The organism is Nonomuraea monospora, assembly GCF_039531895.1.
Classification (GTDB): domain Bacteria; phylum Actinomycetota; class Actinomycetes; order Streptosporangiales; family Streptosporangiaceae; genus Nonomuraea; species Nonomuraea monospora.
This window is the reverse complement of the sequence record NZ_BAAAQX010000036.1, coordinates 1-18,557: the sequence shown is the minus strand read 5'-3', so window position 1 is coordinate 18,557 and position 18,557 is coordinate 1. Positions and strand designations below refer to the sequence as shown.

Sequence of the window (18,557 nt, the reverse complement as noted above, 5' to 3'; positions counted from 1 at the left end):
TGCGGGGGTGGTCATCGAACCTCGCCTTCTCTACCTGTGCGGACGGCCGGAGCCGGCCGGTGCCCCAGACGCCCTGGATGGAAGATCCAGGTACGCATCAGCAGGAACCGCACCAGCGTCGCGACCCCGTTGGCGGTCACCAGCGCGGCGATCTCGACGGCACGTGACGCCTCCGGCGCCAGCGCGTGAAGCAGCGCCAGGCCGCCGCTGCTCAGCGCCAGCCCGAGCAGGAACGCCACACCGCCCTCGAGCTGCTGCCGCAATGCCCGCTCCGGCCCGGTCACGCCGAAGGTGAAGCGGCGGTTGGCGGCGGTGTTGCCGATGGTGGTGATCACCAGCGAGACCGCGTTCGCCCACAGCGGCCCCATCACCGTGCGCAGCAGCACGAACAGCACGAGCTGAGCGATCGTGCTGAACACCCCGATGATCGCGAAGGCCGGCAGTTGCCTGGCCATCCCCGCCGGCAGCCGGGGGCGCGGCCGGCCCTCCACCGGAACGCGGAACGCGCCCGTCAGCATGCGACGCGCCACCCGGGCCATGCCCTTCAGGTCATCCAGCGCGGTTCGCAGCACGTCCACGCGGCTGTCGGGGTCGTCGACCCAGTCCACCGGCACCTCGTGGATGCGCAGCCCGTTGCACTCGGCCAGCAGCAGCAACTCGGTGTCGAAGAACCACTTCTCGTCCTGCACGGACGGCAGCAACGCCCGCGCGATCACGGTCCTGGCGGCCTTGAAGCCGCATTGGGCGTCGGTGAAGCGGGCCGCCAGCGTCGTACGCAGCAGCACGTTGTAGCAGCGGGAGATCAGCTCCCGTTTCGGGCCGCGCACCACCGCCGACCCGCGCGTCAGCCGGGACCCGATCGCCAGATCGCTGTGCCCGGAGATCAGCGGCGCCACCAGCGGCAGGAACGCGTCCAGATCGGTCGACAGGTCCACGTCCATGTAGGCGACCACGTCGGCGTCGCTGCGGCTCCACACCTGCCGCAGCGCCCGCCCCCGGCCCTTCTGCTCCAGCCGCACCGCGCGTACGTGGGGCAGCGCGGCCTCCAGGTCCAGCGCCGCCTGCCAGGTCCCGTCGATGCTGGCGTTGTCGGCGATCGTGATCCGAAACCGGTAGGGGAACGTCTCCTCCAGATAGTCGTGCAACCGGCGCACGCTGCGCGCCAGCACGTGTTTCTCGTTGTGGACGGGTACGGCGATCTCCACCAGGGGATCCACGACCAAGCTCCTCACAGTGAGGCCACAGAAGCGGCCCTGCCTGATGTGCGGCGTTTCGGCTGGGCAGGCGAGCCGCCGGAGATCGGCGGAGGAACGAGCACGATCCCGCGCCTACGACGCGCCCGCGCTGACAGTGATGCGCTGTGGTCCATGCCTTCACCGAAGCGGGAGGCCTGTCGCCGTGGCGTATGCGGTTTTCGATATGCCCGCGATAGGCCGCAGCGCTCCCGGCGGCGGCCACTGCCGGCGCGAGCCGTGACATGACGATGACCTGGCGCGGACGTGGCGGGGACACGGCCGGTCGACAGTGGACGGGGTGATCGGGGAGGCGCCGGCCGTGCGGATGTGCTTCGAGCCGGCCCTCGCCCGAACCGTCCACCGGACGGAAGGCCGCCGTGAAAGCGACCGTAAAAGGGGAGAAGACGTGGCTGTTGACCGAGTATGGAACCGGCGTTCGCTGTTGCGGGGCGCCGCCGTGGCGGCCGGTGCCGCCGCGACCGTGCCGCTGATGGGCGCCGCGGTCACGGCGGGAGCCGACGGCGGCGACGCGGACTCCGCCCTCCCGCCGGACACGCTGCCCGGCGGGGCCTACGACAGGTACGTGGCGCGGCTGGCCGCCGAAGGCAAGTTCTCCGGCGTGGTGCTGCTGTCCCACAAGGGCCGGACGGTGCTGTCACGCAGTTATGGCATGGCCGACAAGGAGAAGGGGATAGCCAACAGCGAGAGTGTCGCGTTCAGCCTCAGCTCGGCGGGCAAGCCGTTCGGCGCGGTGGCCGTCCTGCAGTTGGCGCAGCAGGGCAAGCTGAAGCTGTCGGACACGGTCGGCACCTACCTGACGGGCTTCGCCAAGGAGATCGCCGAGCAGGTGACCATCCACCACCTGCTCGCCAACATCTCCGGGCTGGAGAGCCCGGAGGAGGACGTGGCACGCGTCTTCCAGAGCCGGGAGGAGGTGCAGGAGTTCTACGGGCAGTGGGCCCGCCATTCGAAGCTGGTCGCACCGGTCGGCACCCCCACCGGCCACGCCGGTGCCGGGATCGTCATCCCGGCGCTGATCGTGCAGGCGGTGACCGGCAAGACGTACTGGGACTACGTCGAGGAGAACATCTTCAAGCGCTGCGGCATGACCGGCTCGGCGTTCTACACCAGGCCGCAGTGGCTCACCGACGCGCACATCGCGCACCCCTACATGACACTGGCCGACGGCAGCGCGGTGGACGCCGTCCGCAACCTGGACCAGAGCAGCTCGAACCAGACCACGCTGGGCAAGAACCCGGGCCGCTGCTTCATCGACGCTCCCGGGGACGGCGGGTTCGCCACCGCACCGGACCTGGTCCGGTTCGCGCACGCGCTGCGCGACGGCACGGTGCTGGAACGGCCCTACGCCGAGGTGCTCACCGCGGCCAAGTCCCCTCACGGGCCGCAGTCGTTCGGGGCTTACCACATGCCGGTCCACATCGTCAGCGGCCAGTGGGTGCACGGCCGCGCCGGCGCCAACCCCGGTGTCGGCGCCAGCTGGAACATCTACCCGTACACCGGCTGGGTCGGTGTCATCCTCAGCAACACCGACGGCGAGACGCTGCAGGCGCTGAGCGGGCGGGAAGTACAGGCCGTCACCGGAGGCACGTCCGGTGGCGGCGGCGGGGGCGGCTGAGAAGGACCGGCGGCGCCCCGCGCCCGGAAGATCGTCGTAGCATGCCGTGCCATGATCAAGAACGACGACCGCTGCCTCACCTACGCGGTGGACCACACCCCGGCCGAACTGGGCTTCCTCGCCCGGGCGAACTACTGCCCGTCCACCGAGTTCGACGGTTATCTGTGGAAGCGCACGGCCCGCTCCCAGCTCGCCGTCACCTACCGCGGGCGTACGTACTGCCTGGGCGCGCCCAAGGGCACGGCGGTGCGGGTGGGGCGGTGCAGCGGCGACAAGCGTCAGCAGTTCACCTTCCCCGTGGTCAAGCAGGGCGTGTGGGACCCGGTCATCCAGATCAAATGGAAGCACCTGCGCAACCTGTGCCTGCACCACAATGTGCGGCGTCCGTGGGAGACCTCCGCGGTGGCGTGCGGCCGTTCGGGCAGTGACCAGCACTGGGTCATGGTGCGCCGCTGACAGGTACGGGGAGTTGCCAGGAGCCGTCCAAGGCCGGTCACGCGAAACGCGGCTGCGCGCAGACCATCACGCGGAGGCGCGGGGGTGGTTCTGTTCGCGCCAGGCCCGCGGTGACATCCCGTACGTCTGTTTGAACACCTTGCTGAAGTGGGTCGCGTCGGCGAAGCCCCAGCTCCGCCCTATCGCCGCGATGGTCCGCAGCCGCCCGTTCTGGCCGGCCAGTTCCCGCCTGCACTCGGCCAGACGGCGTGTACGGATCCAGTCTCCGAGGCTGATTCCCGAGCGGGACAGCACAGCGTACAGATGGCGTACGGAGATGTTGTGCGCGGCGGCTATCCGCGCCGCCGACAGATCCCGATCAGCCAGATGCTCACGGATGTAACGGGTGATCCGCAGGCTGAGCGTCGCCTCCAACGGCGCCCTGGCCAAGCCGGAGTTGCCGTGCTGGGACGTCAGGACGGCACGGAGGAGTTCGACGCTGGGTTGCACGGCGGCGTCGGCGTGCACACCCTGGTGCAGTTCGTCGGTGACGGCCAGTTGGGAGAAGTAGGGGAAGGCGAGACGCGCGATGGGGTTGTCGGATCCCAGAGGGACCGCGGTGACGTCTCGCAGCAATCTGTCGGGGAGCGCGAGTGCCGCGCGGGGAAAACGGATGAAGCGGTGGTCGACTCCCTCGTCGAAGAGCAGCGTGTAGGGAGCGATCGACTCGAAGACGGCGCAGTCTCCTGGCCTGAGCAGGCACTCGCGACCGTTCTGCACCACCATGCTGCTGCCCGTCATCTGAACGCCCAGAGTGACGGCCGGCTCCTCATCCTCCCGGGCGAGCCGCTCCGTCCGACGGAGCGTGACGGCGGTCGCCCGCGCCGAACAGACCCTGAGGGGCCCGACGACGCCGAACCCTATGCGCACGGCGATGTCCTCAGCCGGCGGACCGTGGTCGATGTCGACTGCCACCATGCCTTCCCACACCGCGTTCCGGACCACTTCCTCCCGGTCCCGCGGCGGTATGAACGCGGTGTCGAGGACCGAACTCATGAGGCGGACCTTCGTCCGCGTCGGTCACAGAGCCGGTCTGGCAACACCTCGGCCCGTTCCCCCACAAGACCTCCTTCGGCACGGCCGGTTCTTGACATCAGTTTGTCGGGATCGCCTTTCGCTGTGCAACGGCTCGACGGGCACACGCGGGGCCCTCGCCTGAAGCTGTGCACCCCTGACAAAGCTCCCAGCATGAATGACAAAGTCCGGAGCCCACGATGACCCTAAGGTCTATGGACGAGGTCAGGGAAAGGAACGTGTTACGTGGTGGCCGTGGCCGAGCGTCATCACGGTGGATCACGAGGACCTGACTGTCGTTGGGACGTCGAGCGCCGCGTAGGTTGCCGCCCACCGACGCGATCACCTGGCGTCTACGGCGTCAAGCGAAGCTTCGCCGTCGCCGTATCTAGCACGCAGCCGCCCGCGGCATCCCGATCCTTTCTCATCACCACCAACAGGGGGACATCATGCGTAACAAGAGGATTGCCGCCGCGGCGGCGCTGGGCGCACTGACGGCGCTTCTCGCCACCGGATGCTCCTTCAGCCTTGGCGACGTGGGAAAGAAGAGTGAGACGACGGCCGGCGAGGAGACCCCCACCGAGAAGCCGCAGACGGCTGAGGAGAAGCGAGCCGGTGACGACCCCGCAGAGCCCGAGGACACGGGCGTCAGCGAGGGCGGGGCCGTCCACAAGGCCCGAGTCGCGCAGACGATCTCCGACAAGCTCGCCGCGAACGCCGGCAAGCGCCCCGACAGGGTCACCTGTCCTGAGCACCTCCCGGCACGCGTCGGCGCCACCATCCGTTGCGAGCTCACGGCCGGCAGCGACACCCTCGGTGTCACCGTCACTGCCACCTCGGTCAACGGCAAGCAGGTCAATTACAACTTCAAGGTCGACGACAACGCCGAGTAGACGCAGAGCCCGCGCGACCCGTCCGGGAAACGAAGGGCTCAGGCCGGAGATCCGCGGCGTTCCAGAACGGAGATGACCATCGTGTTGGCCACCCCGACCCCGCCCACGAGCAGGTCCACCGCGCCTCCGGGTCGGCCGTGCCCGCCAGCACCCCCGTACGGCCCGGCCACGAGCTCGCCTCTCCCGGGCTGGCGTCAGCCGCCTGCTGCGGGCACTTCTCCTCTGCGGCCTTCAAATCCGGATCCTCAGCGGCCTCCTCGGTGATGCGCATCATGCTGCCCTCAGGATCGGGGTAGGCCTCGACGCCGTTGCACGCAGGCGCAGGGCGAGCTTGCGCAGGTTCTCGGCCATCTGCGGGTCGCGAATCTGCTGCCGGCCGCTGGGGGCGTACTGCCGGCACGCCTCCTGCGCCGCCCGGACCTTCTCCTGTGGCGCGTCGAACGTCATCGCCACCGGCCGAGGCCACCTCCGCCCCGCCGCCATCACCGGAGCCGCAGCCGGTCAGAAGCAGGGTGAACGCGAGGGAAGGGCGGATGGCCTCGTGGTCATCGGCCGGGGCAGAGTACGGTTTCGGCGGCCTGCTTCATGGCGTCGCCGACTGCCATGGCCTTCTCGTTGTCGATCTTCAGCGTGGCGGCGATCGCGAGCTGGGTCCGGCCGTCGGCCGAGGAGAAGGTGACGGAACTGATCCCGGGCAGGCCGCCCGAGGCCGAGGAGACCGTGCCGCCGCACAGCTCGGGGAAGGGGCGCGGCAGCTGCTTCGACAGCTCTGAGGGCACCAGCTTGCCCTGGTTGAGCGCGCGGAAGAAGGCGCTGACGTCGTGCGCGGTGGAGATCGCTCCTTCGACGCCGTAGCTGGTGGCGTTGAGCCGGTCGACGTCGCGCGGCCGGCCCTTGGCGTCGGAGTGGTAGCCGTGGCCGTGCGGGCCCTTGATCTGGTCGGAGATCTTGGTGGCCAGGTAGGTGTGCTTCATGCCGAGCGGGGCGAACAGCCGCCGCTGGAACTCGGCGGCCCGGTCGTGGCCGGTCACCTTCTCGATGATCATGCCGAGGAGCACGTAGTTGGTGGTGGAGTAGCGGTACTTCCCGAGCTCGCCCTGCGGGACGGCACGGGCGGCTCGCACCAGCTCGATGGGCTTGTAGGCGGTGGTGAAGTCGAAGACGTCGAACTTCCCGCTCTCGGTGAAGTCGGGGATGCCGGAGGTGTGGCGGATCAGGTCCTGTACGGTGATCTTCTCGTCCCCCTCCCCGTACACCCCGGGCAGGACGTCACCGAGCTTGTCGTCCAGGCCGAGCTTGCCTTCCCCGGCCAGTTGCAGGACGACCGCCGCCTCCATCAGCTTGGTCTGGGACGCGATGCGGTAACGGGACCCCGCGGGGATGCGCCCGCCCTTGCCGCCGATCAGGCGTGTTCCGGCGCTCGCCTGGCCCTTCCGCTTGCCGTCGACGTACAGCTCGCCGATGACGCCCACCACGCCGTCGGTTCCTGCCACGTTGTCGATCGCCTGCCGGATGTCTGCGGGCCCCACCTGGACGGCGGCGTTGGCCGGCGTCGGGAGACTCGACGCCAGCAAGGCGAAGGCCAGCCCGGTCACGCCTGCGGTTCGTGCACGGCTCATTTCCTGTGATCCTCTCTACGGGAACGTCGAGGGTGATCACATCTATCGGCCGGCGCGTATCGGCACGCGATCGGTGCACCATAGGTGGTCCATATGCAGGTGCCCGCGATACTGCGCGCGGGCGGGCCGTCCTGGGCCGGAACCCGCCGCACGGGCACGGCGACCAGCCGACGCGGTCGTCACCGCGTTGTTCCTCGCCCACCGCCTCGCGCTGGCGTTCCCGACACGACCTCCGACGAACGGAAATGGCGCACCGGACCTCGGAACGACGACTCTGGTGGCCGGGCCACTGCACGCAACCTCCGGCCTGGAGGTCGGCGACATGGCCTCTGCGCAGGTGGTCAAGGCGCTGCGGCGAGGGGCCCTGGCTGCCCGAAGGCTGCGTCCAGCGAGCCGGGAAGAGCTGTGCCGGCTCTTAGCGGGTCGTCCGAGTGAAAGGTGCCGAGTCGTGCGAGCGTTCCCGCGCGGCCAGATCGATGGTGATGTCGAGGCCGCCGCCCGCGCGGGCGGCGATCGCGAGGTTCCCCTGGTGTGCGTCGGTGATCGCGCGCACGATGGACAGTCCCAGGCCCAGGCCGGGGCTGTCGGTGCGGACGCGGGTGCCGTGACCGTGCACGAACGGTTCCAGCAGCGTCCGCGCTTCCTCGGGCGCGATCTCGCGGCCGGTGTTGTGGATCCGCAACCGGGCGCGCGGGCCCGCTGTGTACGTCTCGACGACGAGGTGCCCGTCTGCGTGGTTGTGGCGGAGCGCGTTGTCGACCAGGTTGCCGACCAGGCGTTCCAGCAGGACGGGCTCGCCGGTGACGGGAGCGGGCAGCAGCCTCGCGCGTACGGCTGTGCCGGCGGCTGCCGCTCGTCCCCGCGCGGCGTCGAGGACTTCGGCCGCGATGGCAGCCAGGTCGGCCGGTTCGCGCGCGTCGGAGCCGGCCTGGCTGCGGGCCAGCAGGAGCAGCCCGTCCAGGACGCGCTGCATGTGCTCGACCGCGTCGCGCACGTCGCCGGCCATCGCGAGCAGCTCCTCCCGGCTGGGCCGGCCGTCGAGGGTGACGTCGATCGCGGTGCGGGCGGTGGTCAGCGGGGTGCGCAGCTCGTGGGCGGCGTTGGCGGTGAACAGCCGCTGGCCGTCCAGGACGCGGTCGCGCTCGGTGACGCCGCGCTGGATGCGGTCCAGCATGTCGTTGACCGTGCCGGCCAGCGCCGACAGCTCGTCGGCGGGGGCGGTGACCGGCACCCGTTCGGTGAGGTTCTCGGCCGACAGCCGACGGGCGGCCGAGGAGATCGCGCGGATCGGCCGCAGCACCCGGCCGGCCATCAGCCAGGCCAGGACGGCGGCCAGGGCGGTCACCACGACGAGTGCCAGCCCGGCCTGGGGCAGTAGCGCGGACAGAGTGTCGGACTGCACCCGGTCGGCCAGCTCACGCAGGTCCTGCGGCTGCGGCACCAGCCGGAGGGTGCCCTGCGCATCGGGGCCGGTCGGGTCCAGGTGGGTGACGAGCGCGGGGCGGCGCTTCATGAGCAGGTAGGTCAGGCCGGTCAGCGCGGCCCCGGTGGCCAGCACGAGAGCGGTCTGCAGGACGGCGAGCCGGGCGCGGGCGGTCAGCCGCACGGCTCTCAGCCGAGGCACCCGTCAGCCACTCTCAGCCGAAGCACCCCGTCAGCCACCGATCCGGTAGCCGGCGCCGGTGACGGTCTCGATCAGCGGCGGGTCGCCGAGCTTGCGGCGCAGCGTGCCGACGGTGATCCGGACCGCGTTGGTGAACGGGTCGGCGTGCTCGTCCCACACCTTCTCAAGCAGCGTCTCCGCGCTGACCACGTCGCCGTAGGCGGCCAGCAGCTGCCGCAGCACGCCGAACTCCTTGGGCGTCAGGCGCAGCAGTCGGCCGTCCCGCTCGGCGCTGCGCCGGGCCGGATCCAGCATCACGCCGCTCACGCGCAGCACCGGCGGGCGGGCCGGCGCGCTGCGCCTGATGAGCGCGTGCACGCGGGCGACCAGCTCGGAGAAGGCGAACGGCTTGCCCAGGTAGTCGTCGGCGCCCAGCATCAGCCCGCCCACCCGGTCCTCCACCGCGTCGGACGCGGTCAGCATCAGCACCCGCGACTCGCCCCGCTGGACCAGCCGGCGGCACACGGTGTCGCCGTGCACTTCCGGCAGGTCCCGGTCCAGCACGACCACCTCGTACGGGGTCAGCTCGCACTTGTCCAGCGCGCTCCGGCCGTCTAAGGCGACGTCGACGGTGAAGCCGTGCTTGCGCAGCCCTGCCTCGATGTAGCGGGCGAGGGGCTGCTCGTCTTCGACCAGGAGCACACGCATCCGGGCAGTATCGCAACGTCCACATATGGACCACATATGGTCTGGTCGAGCGGGCCGGCGAGATCACCGTCCAGCAGCTTCACTTCCGGGAAGTTCGACGCGCCTTTCGACTTCACGACACGCCTCGCGCGGGTCCGGTACGCCCGGCGCGCGCGATAGTCGGTCCCGCCCGAGGTGGGTCCGCATGCCGGCGGCGATGCTCAAGATACGTTCGGCTCTGCCGGCGGTTTCGGAGCGGCGTTCCAGCGCATCCAGGCGGGCGTTCGAGCACTTGGGCGGGGTCCTGCGGCTGCGGCAACGGCGCAACCGGTCAACGAACTCATGGGTCATCTCTCACACAGCACGATCGGATCGGCCAACCGACGGTAACGCTACAAATTCGTCCGATCATGCTGCGGAATCACGGGTGCCAACTCGCGAACCGCACTCTTGTCACCGCTGTTGGGCAGTTCGGCGAGCATGCTGTCGGCGCGCGCTGCGAAGAGCCGCAGAATCGAGAGGACTTCATGGACCACGCCACCACGCGCCCGGCTCAGGCCCTCCGGGCTCCCGTCAGGCTGCTGATCGCGACCGCGGCGGCGGTCGTCGCCAATCTCGTGATTTTCGCGGCCGCCTCCCCCGTCGGCGCGACCTGGCAGATCGAGGCCCCCTACGACATCACCCCCGTGGTCGTCGGCGGCGCCTCCGCTGTTCCGCTGCTCGTCGGCGGCGTGATCGTGCCGGTGCTGGCCCGATGGCACGCCGTGCTGCGCGCGTGGATCGTCTGGGGCGGGCTCGGTCTTGCGCTGGTCTCGGCCGTGAGCCCATTCGCGGTCTCCGACGACCTCCCGACCAGTGTGGCGCTGGCCGTCATGCACCTGGTCGTCGGTGCCGCGTGGGTCATCGGCATGCGCCCCGGCTCCGGCGACCGCTGATACTGCTACGCCAACGATCACCGACAAAGGACGTACATGAAGCTGGAGATCTACGCCGACGTGCTGTGCCCGTGGTGCTACATCGGGAAGAGACGCCTGACGGCGGCGTTGGACAAGCTCGACGGCCAAGACGAGGTGCGGGTCATCTGGCGCAGCTTCGAGCTCGCCCCGGGCAAGAGCCGGACCCCCGGCCCGACCGCAGCCGAAACCATGGCCGGCTGGGGAGGTGAGCAGACGGCCGCCCATATCGCTCACATCCGGTCGCTGGGCGCCGCGGAGGGCCTGAAACTGAATCTGGACCTGGCCCGGCCGGTGAACACCTTCGACGCGTACCGGGTGAGCAAGCTGGCCGCCGACCGCGGCCGGGCCGACCAGTTGTGGGAGGCGCTGCTGCACGCTTACCACACCGAGGGGCTCAACGTCGCCGACCCGCAGGTCCTGGCACGGCTGGGCGGCACGGCCGGGCTGGAGGCCGATGAGGTGCGCGCCGTCCTGGACGGCGACGGCTACGCCGACCAGGTGCGGGCGGACCGGCTCCGCGCGGCCGAGCACGGCATCACCAGCATCCCCAGCCTGGTCATCGACGGCCGCTCGCCGGTCTCCGGGGTTCAACCCGTCGCTCACCTGCACCGGCTGCTGGAGCGCCGTACGAGCGGCTCGTCAGGCGTCCCTGCCCCACGCGGCAGGACTGCGGGCTGACGCCGATCCGGTAGCCCTCGACACACTCTCGGAAGGAACGCATTCACGATGGACATCGGTATCGGACTGCCCGGACATGGCCCCTGGCGAGACGGCCGGAGTTTGGTGCAGTGGGCGCGCCGGGCGGAGGAGCGTGGCTTCTCCACCCTCAGCGTGAGCGACCGCCTGGCCTGGTCGACGCCGGAACCTCTGACCACACTTGCCGCCGCAGCGGGAGCCACCTCACGCATCCGGCTTCTGACCAGCGTGCTCCTGGCGCCGCTGCGCGCCAACCACGCGCTGTTCGCCAAGACCGTCACCACCTTGGACCAGCTCGCCGGGCCCGGCCGCCTGCGACTGGGGCTGGCGCCAGGGCTCTGGGAAGACGACTTCGTCCTCAGCGAGGTCGACCACGGCACCCGGGGAAAGCAGTTCGACCGGCTCCTGGACCGGCTCACGGCGGCCGCGGCGCCCGGCGACCCGGTCGGCCCGCCACCGGCCACACCCGGCGGCCCGCCCCTGCTGTTCGGCGGCACCTCCCAGGCGACCCTGCGCCGCATCGCCACCCACGGGACGGGCTGCATCGTCGGCGACGCGACCGTCCAAGCCGTGCAGGACTTCGCCCCCCGCCTGCGGCGGGCATGGGCGGACGCCGGCAGGACGGGCTCGCCACGGCTGGTTGCCTCGGTGATGTACGCGCTCGGCCCGTACGCCGAGGCCGCGATCTCCGAGGCCATCGGCCCCTATGACGCCTTCGCCGGCGAAGGGTACGCCCGGTACGGCATCTCCATCGCCCGCACCAGACCGGAGCAGATCATCGCCACCATCGCCGACTTCGAACGGATCGGCTGCGACGAGCTGATCTTCATGGGCAACGATCCCGACCCCTGGCAGGTGGACCTCCTGGCCGACGCGATCGGCCTGTAGTGGCGGCGGCCGGCCCAGGGTTCCTACCGCGAAACAAGGTGAAGTCAGTGAAGAGTGCCAACGCGACATTGTCCGCCTCTGTCGCCACGGTCTTCAGCTACGCGCTCATGCAGACGATGGTCGTCCCCGCGGTCGGCCTCTTACAGCGCGAGCTCGGCACCACATCCGGCTGGGCCTCGTGGATCATCAGCGGGTTCCTGCTGTCCAGTGCCGTGCTCACCCCGCTGCTCGGCCGGATGGGCGACCTGTACGGCAAGCGCCGCGTGCTGCTCGCCGTGCTGGCCACGTACCTCATCGGGCTGGCCGGAGCCGTGGCCGCGCAGGACATCGGGCAGCTGATCGCGGCCAGGGTCGTGCAGGGCGCGGCTCTGGCGCTGGTGCCGCCTACACGTGGCGTTGGGGCAGATATGGGCGCGCGGAGGAGGCATGGCTGACCTCGGTGTCGGCGGCCGTTCGTACGGGCGGCGGCTGAGCGGGTTGCCGCACCGGTCGGGTGCGGTGTTGATCATCATGGCGCGCGGTCCGGGCCGCGGTCGTCAGCCCCACTGTTCGCCCCGTCCCCGAGTCCTGAGTGCGCTCTCCCGCGACCGGCGAGGTAGACAGACACCGATATGAAGTCAGTCGCGGTGAAAGGCCGGGCACATGAATGCGAACCTCGCGGAACTGCGCGCCCGCGTGGACGGCTCCCCGATGTCACGGGCGCAGTGGTGGGCGATCGCGGTGTGCGTGCTGCTCAACGTGGTGGACGGGTTCGACGTCATGGTGATGTCCTTCACGGCCGTCGCGGTGTCGCAGGAGTGGTCGTTGTCGAGCTCGCAGCTCGGCCTGCTGCTCAGCGCGGGCCTGGCCGGGATGGCGGCGGGGTCGCTGCTGCTGGCTCCGCTGGCCGACCGCATCGGGCGGCGCACCCTGATCCTGGCCGGCCTCGTGCTCGCCGCCGCCGGGATGCTGGGCTCGGCGCTGAGCCAGGACGCCGTCCAGCTCGGCCTGCTGCGGGTGCTCACCGGACTCGGTGTCGGCGGCATCCTGGCCGCGAGCAATGTCATCACCGCCGAGTACGCCAATGCCCGCTGGCGGAGCCTGGCCGTCAGCCTGAACGTGACCGGCTACGCCGTCGGCGCCAGTGCGGGCGGCGTCCTCGCGGCGGCGCTGCAGGACGGGACCGGCTGGCGGCCGGTGTTCGCCTGTGGCGGCGCCGCCACGGCCCTGCTCATCGGCGCGGTGCTGTGGCGGCTTCCCGAGTCCCTGGACTTCCTGCTCACCCGCCGCCCGCCGCACGCCTTGGACCGCCTCAACCGGCTGCTGCGCGCAATGGGCCGGCCCGCCCTGGAGTACCTGCCCGGCGCCTCCGCCCGGCCGGCGTCCCGGATCCGGCAGTTCCTCACTCCGCGGTTGCGCCGCGACACGCTGCTGATCTGGACCGGCTTGTCCGTCGCCATGTCCACCTTCTACCTCGTCGCGAGCTGGACACCGAAACTCCTGGTGGAGGCGGGTCTGTCGGCTGAGCAGGGCATTACCTGGGGCGTGGCGCTCAACCTGGGCGGCATTCTCGGCACCTTGCTGCTGGGCCTGCTGGCCGCCCGCTTCGGGCTCAGGCGCCTGCTGGTGCTCTACACGCTCGCCGCGGCCGCGCCGCTCGCCGCCTCCTTCATCCCGGCCGGCCCTCTGTACGGGCTGTCGCTCGCGCTGGGCGTGCTGATCGGCCTGTTCGTCAACGGCTGCGTCGCCGCCTTGTACACCCTGGCCCTGTCCGCCTACCCGCCCGAGGTCCGCGCGACCGGCCTGGGCTGGGTCGTCGGCGCCGGACGCATCGGCTCGCTGATCTCCCCGCTGCTGGCCGGCGGCCTGCTCGACGCGGGCTGGGGCGCGGCACAGCTCTACCTGGCGGCGGCGGCCGTGTTCACAGCGGGCGGGCTGCTGGCGGCCCAGGCGGCCCGCACGTCGCGCTGACCGGTGTCCGCCCTCCGCATCATCGCGGATGCGGGCCCCGACCGCGTCCTGCAGCGGCACCGGCGGCCGGCGCGGGAATGCGAGCCGGCGACCGTATTGACCTGCTCCTATATCGAAATTATGAAGATGTGGTCATCCATATCAATATTGGACACCCAGCCGCTCTCCATGGTTTTCTGTCGCCTCGCCATGAAAGATCAGAATGAAGACCAGGGAGCTGATGTGAGGCACGTTCGTCGCGGCCGATTCCGGGTCAGGCTGGCACGCTCCGTTGTGGCGATCGCGACGGCGTTCGCGGCCGTAGCCGGCCTGGGCGCACCCGCGGGAGCCGAGACGCGCCCCGCCTCCGCCGCGCGGCCCTTCCCCGACGCGGCCGAGGTCAAGAAGCAATTGCGTGCTCTGGAGCTGTCCTACCAGGGACGTATCGGGGCCTACGCGATCGACACGGGAACCGGCAAGATCCTTTCCTACCGGGGTGAGGAGCGCTTCCCCAGCCGCTCCACCTTCAAGGCCATCTTGTGCGGGGCCATCCTGGCCAAGGCTCGCACCAGCGACCCCGGCCTGCTCGAGCGCACGCTGCGCTGGACGGCGGAGGAAGTGGTCGTCGACTCCCCGATCACCGGGCTGGAGCAGAACGTCAAGAACGGCATGACCGTCGAGCGCCTGTGCCATGCCGCGATCACGGTCAGCGACAACACGGCGGGCAACGTCCTGCTCAAGCAGATCGGCGGCCCCGCCGGCCTGACCCGCTACTACCGCTCGCTCGGCGACCCCGTCGGGCGGCTCGACCGCTGGGAGCCGGAGCTCAATGACTGGAAGCCGGGCGAGAAGCGCGACACCATCAAGCCGGCCTTCATGGCCCGCAGCTTGCACAAGCTCACCGTCGGCCAGGCCCTGCACCCCCAGGACCGGCAGCGGCTCAACGACTGGCTGAAGGCCAGCGTCACCGGCCCCGAGCGCATCCGTAAGGGGCTCCCGACCACTTGGATCGTGGGCGACAAGACCGGCGGCGCCGCCGGCGTCTACGCGCCGGGCAGCGACATCGCCGTCGCCTGGCCGCCCACCGGCGCCCCGCTGATCATCGCCGTCTACACCAACCGCGAGGACCCCGCCGCGACCATGGACAACAGTGTGATCGCCAAGACGGCGACCCTGCTGGCCCGCGGCTTGGGCCGCCTGTAGCGGGCGACTCCCTGGGCATCTCCGCCACCCACGCGTTCGCTGCCGAAGCGAACCTCGCGCGGCTGCCCGGGTGCCGCTTGGCCACGAGGGCCTCCTTCAGAGGCTGGAGCAGCACCCATGTTCGCTTTCCATCGCCGGACCTTCCCCACCGATATTGAACGTCACAAGATCAGTTCTGGTCTGCTGGACGGGCATGAACGTCCGTCTGGGCTGATCACGTCACGATCTGTGGCCCAGCGAAGAGCAGGTGTTCACCCATGACCCTCGGGCAGTCCGCCCCGTCCCGCCGTGCGTTGCTGACCACTGCGGCCCTCCTGCCGCTGGCAGGACGCCCGGCCCCAGCCGCGGCCGCCACCGCTCCCAAGCGCGCCCAGCGCTACTATGACCGCGCCGCCGCGCTGGCCGGGGACGATCCCGTCCTGCTGGCCCTGGTCAAAGCGCTCTCGCCCGACTTCGCGGTGCCCCAGACGCAGACCACGAAGTCCGTCGCGGCGCCCAAGGCGACGGCTCTCGGCCCGGTAGCGTTCGGCCTGCTTGGGGTCGAGCACGGCCTTGGGCAGGCGCAGCATGATCCGGTGGGTGCCCCAGTTGGCCAGATACAGGTGGGCGTCGTAGTAACGCTCCACCATGCGGGACGGGTCACCGTGGAAGTCGCCCCAGTGGTACTCGTTGGTGAAGCTGGTGGCGGTGATGTGGGCCCGGGTGGACAGGGCGCGCACCTCGGCCTGCTGCTGGTCGGTGAGCGGCCGATCGATGGCCAGGAACTCGTAGTACTGGTATTCGCTCATGCCCTCATCCGGCCCAGCGGTGGAACGCGTGGATCCGTTCGGCGCTGTCCGGTGGCGGGTCGGGCAGCGGCCGATCGAGGATGCCGATCGCCTGCTCGTGCCCGTTATGGCGGCAGATCGCCACGATGCCATCCAATTGATCGTCAGGAGGGCGGCCAGTCACAGAAGCACACAATACTCCCGCGAGGAAACTTTGGTGATCACATGTGGGCAGAGGGAATGCTGGACCGTCAGGGCTGTGCGGGGGTGATGTCGGTGTGCGGGAAGTCCTCGCCTTTGAAGAGCAGGGGCTGGTCGAGGTCTTTGGCGAGAGCGTAGGCGAAGCAGTCGCCCATGTTGAGCTTGGCCTTGGAGTTGTTGCCTTTGCCGTAGGTCTGGTACGCCCGGCGCGCGATCCTGGCCTGATGGGGTGTTACCGGCTCGATGATGAGGCCCATCTCATCAACGAGCGTGTCGAAGGCGTTGCGCATGGCCTCACCACGGTTGTCCCCCACGATGGCCGCTTCGACGTAGTTGACGGCCGAGATGCGACACAAGTTCGCGCGAATGGGATGGCCTCTGGCTCACCGTTGATGACGGCAATGATGGCGCTGGAGTCGATGATCACGCGGGAAGACCGGTGTCCGGGTCGTACAAATCTTCCACGGACAGCCGGTCTCGACCGAGGTGGGTTCGCATGCCGGCGGCAACGCTCAAAATGCGTTCGGCCCTGCCGGCGGCTTCGGAGCGGCGTTCCAGCGCATCCAGGCGGCGTTCGAGCACTTGAGCAGCATGCTGGGTCTCCTCGGCCAACCGGATGACCCGGCGGGCGAGGTCATGAATGGGCTCGTGTTCGAGGTCCACGCTCACCGTCGCTCGACTCCCTCCGTTGCGGTGCTGAGTTGCACCTCCAGCGTAACTGGTGGCCGAGCTTCACTCTGGCCGATGGCCGGCGTCCTTCTGCTGTTAGTCAGGGAGTCTCCCCTGGCGTGGTGCCGGCGGCGGCATGCCAGGCCTTCCAGATCTCGGGACGGAGTCTGCCGCGGCCGGCGACCGGCAATCCTTGTTCACGAGCCCATGCGCGCACTTGCGATGGGGTCGGCTGCTGGTCGCTTGGCTGCGCCACCTCTGCTGACGTCTTCGGCGGGGAAGGGCGCGGGGGAGTGTCGGTGGCCGGTGGATGTTCATCTGAGCCGGATGTTGTGGTGGTGAAGCCAAGGCGGGTGAGGGTGCGGCGCCGCTTGCCGTACATGCGTTCCAACTGTGGGACTTGTGCGTCCAGATAGTCGTGGACTTCGACGTCGTGCTTGGTGGCGGCTTCTCGCATGATCCGGCCCACGTGCTGGATCACTTTTCCTTTGAACGAGATCGGCATCGCGAGGAACAGGGCGTCCAGTCGGGGTAGATCGAATCCCTCGCCTGCGACCTTGTCGATGGCCAGGAGCGCCAGCGGGCCCGCCCCGGCATCGGCAAGGCGGGTGCGGACGCGGTCGCGTTCTGGGGCGCTGAGCTGCCCGTGCAGGAGCGTCGCGGCCACGCCGTTGTCCTCCAGGGCCGCGGCCAGGCATTGCAGGTGTTCCACTCGATTGGTCAAGAGGAGGCTGTTCCTGCCCCGGCTCGCCGCGTCCGCGACGTCAGCGGCGATCTGGGCGGTCCGGGTCTCGTCTGCGGCCAGTTCGCCATAGATCGCTTGGAAGGAGGCGCCGTCGTTTCCGATCTTCTCGGTGCTGAAGCCGGTCGCGTGAACAATGAGCCGCTGGGCGAACGACACCTCAGAGGTGATCTCATGCCGGATCGGTCCGCACTGCATGGTGATGAGCGCGTCCATCTGGTCGGCCCGATATGGCGTCGCCGAGAGCCCGATCCAGCGCTTCACGGCTACCTGACGGATGGCGGCCTCGGCGGCCGGAGCACCGACCGCGTGACATTCGTCGACGACGACCATGCCGTACGCGTCCAGTAGCGATGGGTCGGCGTCGCGGTGGGCAACGGACTGCAGCATGATGACATCGACGACTCCGTGCCGCTCGTCCTTGCCCTTACCCTTGGCGCCCCGTCAAGATCGAGGAACATCGTCAGCCGGTCTTTCCATTGGTCGAGCAGTTCGGCGCGGTTCACGATGATCGCAGTTGGTACTTGGTGCCGGGCGATCAGTGCGCAGGCCATCACGGTCTTGCCCGCGCCGGGTGGCGCCATCAGGACTCCCGTGAGGTGCTTGGCCATCGCGGTGACCGCCTCGGTCTGTACATTCGTCAGCTCACCAGTGAAACGCACCGCGATAGGGTCATGGTCCGGCACCGTGGTGGTGATCTCGATGGCGCCGCCCGCTGCCGCGATCAGATGTTCCGCTTGCTCCGCCAGCCCTCGTGGGAGTCGTAGCCAGTCGGGGTCGCTGTCGTCGAAGCAGTGTACGAAGCGCGGAGTGGCGAAAGTGGAGTACCGCATCGACTGCCGCCGGTAGAACTCAGGGTTGTGAAAGGCAGCCTGATGTTTGAGAGCGGCGATCAGCGGCGCGGGAAGGCCGTCGGTCGAGATCGCCGGCATGGCGCCCAGCCGCGCGCGCACCCGTTGGGGTGCGACACCCAGCGCGCCCTTACGGTGCTTGGCAGGCAACCTGCCCGTCGTCGATGGCCCGGCGTCGATCTGGCCATACCGCTTCACCAGCGCATCCACCTCGATCGGGCGCAGCCGACGCACCCCGGACAGGAACGCGAACTGATCCTCATACGGCTGCCAGGTGTGCGGGTCACAGAACAGTGTTGTGCCCTGCTCCCGGCTACTGCCATGCAACGGCAGCGCGATCAGATTCGGGTGTAGCTCTTCCTCAGTGAGTGCCTGAGCTGCGCTTTTGTGGTCGTGACTGTTTAGTCCGGGAACCGCCTTCTACTGTGAGTGCAGACGGTGAGGCGGTGGTGACGGTGGGCTCGTTGCTGGAG

At 69.6% G+C, this 18,557-nt stretch carries 19 protein-coding genes and 1 pseudogene; 9 read left to right on the top strand and 11 right to left on the bottom strand.

Annotated elements, in window-relative coordinates; all coding sequences use genetic code 11:
* Positions 1–11: 11 nt before the first annotated feature.
* A complete protein-coding gene (locus ABD331_RS46010) occupies positions 12–1,217 on the bottom strand; it encodes a bifunctional glycosyltransferase family 2/GtrA family protein (protein WP_344490204.1) in 1,206 nt (401 codons plus the stop codon).
* 424 nt (positions 1,218–1,641) lie between these two features.
* Between ABD331_RS46010 and ABD331_RS46005 the strand changes: the two genes are divergently transcribed.
* Positions 1,642–2,871: a serine hydrolase domain-containing protein gene (locus ABD331_RS46005; RefSeq protein WP_344490201.1), complete on the top strand. Its 1,230-nt coding sequence runs from the start codon at positions 1,642–1,644 to the stop codon at positions 2,869–2,871.
* A gap of 51 nt (positions 2,872–2,922) precedes the next feature.
* The gene (locus ABD331_RS46000; protein WP_344490198.1) at positions 2,923–3,327 is read left to right on the top strand and encodes a hypothetical protein; all 405 of its coding nucleotides are present in this window, start codon (positions 2,923–2,925) and stop codon (positions 3,325–3,327) included.
* Between the two features lie 66 nt (positions 3,328–3,393).
* Here ABD331_RS46000 and ABD331_RS45995 read toward each other — a convergent pair whose 3' ends face one another.
* Entirely contained in the window at positions 3,394–4,362 is a 969-nt protein-coding gene (locus tag ABD331_RS45995; RefSeq protein WP_344490195.1) for a helix-turn-helix domain-containing protein, read from the bottom strand.
* A gap of 467 nt (positions 4,363–4,829) precedes the next feature.
* Between ABD331_RS45995 and ABD331_RS45990 the strand changes: the two genes are divergently transcribed.
* Positions 4,830–5,273: a DUF4333 domain-containing protein gene (locus tag ABD331_RS45990; RefSeq protein WP_344490192.1), complete on the top strand. Its 444-nt coding sequence runs from the start codon at positions 4,830–4,832 to the stop codon at positions 5,271–5,273.
* Between the two features lie 270 nt (positions 5,274–5,543).
* Here ABD331_RS45990 and ABD331_RS45985 read toward each other — a convergent pair whose 3' ends face one another.
* The 4 genes from ABD331_RS45985 to ABD331_RS45970 all read right to left on the bottom strand — a co-directional run bounded on the left by ABD331_RS45985 (position 5,544) and on the right by ABD331_RS45970 (position 9,203).
* Positions 5,544–5,726, bottom strand: a complete 183-nt coding sequence (locus ABD331_RS45985) for a hypothetical protein (protein WP_344490189.1) — start codon at positions 5,724–5,726, stop codon at positions 5,544–5,546.
* 92 nt (positions 5,727–5,818) lie between these two features.
* Positions 5,819–6,892, bottom strand: coding sequence for a serine hydrolase domain-containing protein (locus ABD331_RS45980; RefSeq protein WP_344490186.1), 1,074 nt, complete (start codon positions 6,890–6,892; stop codon positions 5,819–5,821).
* Positions 6,893–7,307: 415 nt separating this feature from the next.
* Positions 7,308–8,516 carry a sensor histidine kinase gene (locus ABD331_RS45975; RefSeq protein WP_344490182.1) on the bottom strand — a complete coding sequence of 403 codons (1,209 nt, stop codon included), beginning with the start codon at positions 8,514–8,516 and terminating at the stop codon, positions 7,308–7,310.
* A 30-nt stretch (positions 8,517–8,546) separates the two neighbouring features.
* Positions 8,547–9,203: a response regulator transcription factor gene (locus ABD331_RS45970; protein WP_344490179.1), complete on the bottom strand. Its 657-nt coding sequence runs from the start codon at positions 9,201–9,203 to the stop codon at positions 8,547–8,549.
* A gap of 506 nt (positions 9,204–9,709) precedes the next feature.
* Between ABD331_RS45970 and ABD331_RS45965 the strand changes: the two genes are divergently transcribed.
* The 6 genes from ABD331_RS45965 to bla all read left to right on the top strand — a co-directional run bounded on the left by ABD331_RS45965 (position 9,710) and on the right by bla (position 14,854).
* Positions 9,710–10,117, top strand: coding sequence for a DUF6069 family protein (locus tag ABD331_RS45965; protein WP_344490176.1), 408 nt, complete (start codon positions 9,710–9,712; stop codon positions 10,115–10,117).
* Between the two features lie 36 nt (positions 10,118–10,153).
* Positions 10,154–10,816, top strand: coding sequence for a DsbA family oxidoreductase (locus ABD331_RS45960; protein WP_344490173.1), 663 nt, complete (start codon positions 10,154–10,156; stop codon positions 10,814–10,816).
* 48 nt (positions 10,817–10,864) lie between these two features.
* A complete protein-coding gene (locus tag ABD331_RS45955; RefSeq protein WP_344490170.1) occupies positions 10,865–11,722 on the top strand; it encodes an LLM class flavin-dependent oxidoreductase in 858 nt (285 codons plus the stop codon).
* 47 nt (positions 11,723–11,769) lie between these two features.
* Positions 11,770–12,156 carry an MFS transporter gene (locus tag ABD331_RS45950; RefSeq protein ID WP_344490167.1) on the top strand — a complete coding sequence of 129 codons (387 nt, stop codon included), beginning with the start codon at positions 11,770–11,772 and terminating at the stop codon, positions 12,154–12,156.
* Between the two features lie 208 nt (positions 12,157–12,364).
* On the top strand, positions 12,365–13,672 hold the full coding sequence (locus ABD331_RS45945) for an MFS transporter (RefSeq protein WP_344490164.1): 1,308 nt from the start codon (positions 12,365–12,367) through the stop codon (positions 13,670–13,672).
* Positions 13,673–13,894: 222 nt separating this feature from the next.
* Entirely contained in the window at positions 13,895–14,854 is a 960-nt protein-coding gene (gene bla / locus ABD331_RS45940) for a class A beta-lactamase (protein WP_344490161.1), read from the top strand.
* Positions 14,855–15,105: 251 nt separating this feature from the next.
* On the opposite strand, the gene ABD331_RS45935 is transcribed toward bla, so the two are convergent.
* The 5 genes and pseudogenes from ABD331_RS45935 to ABD331_RS61140 form a co-directional block, all read right to left on the bottom strand.
* Positions 15,106–15,642 (bottom strand): hypothetical protein, encoded by a 537-nt coding sequence (locus tag ABD331_RS45935; protein WP_344490157.1) that lies wholly within the window; start codon positions 15,640–15,642, stop codon positions 15,106–15,108.
* 230 nt (positions 15,643–15,872) lie between these two features.
* Positions 15,873–16,178: a type II toxin-antitoxin system VapC family toxin gene (locus tag ABD331_RS45930; RefSeq protein ID WP_344490154.1), complete on the bottom strand. Its 306-nt coding sequence runs from the start codon at positions 16,176–16,178 to the stop codon at positions 15,873–15,875.
* A gap of 67 nt (positions 16,179–16,245) precedes the next feature.
* Positions 16,246–16,491, bottom strand: a complete 246-nt coding sequence (locus tag ABD331_RS45925; protein ID WP_020547380.1) for a hypothetical protein — start codon at positions 16,489–16,491, stop codon at positions 16,246–16,248.
* Positions 16,492–16,591: 100 nt separating this feature from the next.
* On the bottom strand, positions 16,592–17,623 hold the full coding sequence (locus ABD331_RS45920) for an Lsr2 family DNA-binding protein (protein WP_344490149.1): 1,032 nt from the start codon (positions 17,621–17,623) through the stop codon (positions 16,592–16,594).
* A gap of 71 nt (positions 17,624–17,694) precedes the next feature.
* Positions 17,695–18,447, bottom strand: a pseudogene (locus ABD331_RS61140) (TOTE conflict system archaeo-eukaryotic primase domain-containing protein); the annotation flags it as partial.
* Positions 18,448–18,557 lie beyond the last annotated feature (110 nt).

Bases quoted from the DNA above. Each gene is read 5' to 3' on its own strand.
- ABD331_RS46000 (WP_344490198.1), top strand. From the start codon at position 2,923: ATGATCAAGAACGACGACCGCTGCCTCACCTACGCGGTGGACCACACC.
- ABD331_RS45995 (WP_344490195.1), bottom strand. From the start codon at position 4,362: ATGAGTTCGGTCCTCGACACCGCGTTCATACCGCCGCGGGACCGGGAG.
- ABD331_RS45990 (WP_344490192.1), top strand. From the start codon at position 4,830: ATGCGTAACAAGAGGATTGCCGCCGCGGCGGCGCTGGGCGCACTGACG.
- ABD331_RS45980 (WP_344490186.1), bottom strand. From the start codon at position 6,892: ATGAGCCGTGCACGAACCGCAGGCGTGACCGGGCTGGCCTTCGCCTTG.
- ABD331_RS45970 (WP_344490179.1), bottom strand. From the start codon at position 9,203: ATGCGTGTGCTCCTGGTCGAAGACGAGCAGCCCCTCGCCCGCTACATC.
- ABD331_RS45965 (WP_344490176.1), top strand. From the start codon at position 9,710: ATGGACCACGCCACCACGCGCCCGGCTCAGGCCCTCCGGGCTCCCGTC.
- ABD331_RS45960 (WP_344490173.1), top strand. From the start codon at position 10,154: ATGAAGCTGGAGATCTACGCCGACGTGCTGTGCCCGTGGTGCTACATC.
- ABD331_RS45955 (WP_344490170.1), top strand. From the start codon at position 10,865: ATGGACATCGGTATCGGACTGCCCGGACATGGCCCCTGGCGAGACGGC.
- ABD331_RS45945 (WP_344490164.1), top strand. From the start codon at position 12,365: ATGAATGCGAACCTCGCGGAACTGCGCGCCCGCGTGGACGGCTCCCCG.
- ABD331_RS45935 (WP_344490157.1), bottom strand. From the start codon at position 15,642: ATGAGCGAATACCAGTACTACGAGTTCCTGGCCATCGATCGGCCGCTC.
- ABD331_RS45920 (WP_344490149.1), bottom strand. From the start codon at position 17,623: ATGCTGCAGTCCGTTGCCCACCGCGACGCCGACCCATCGCTACTGGAC.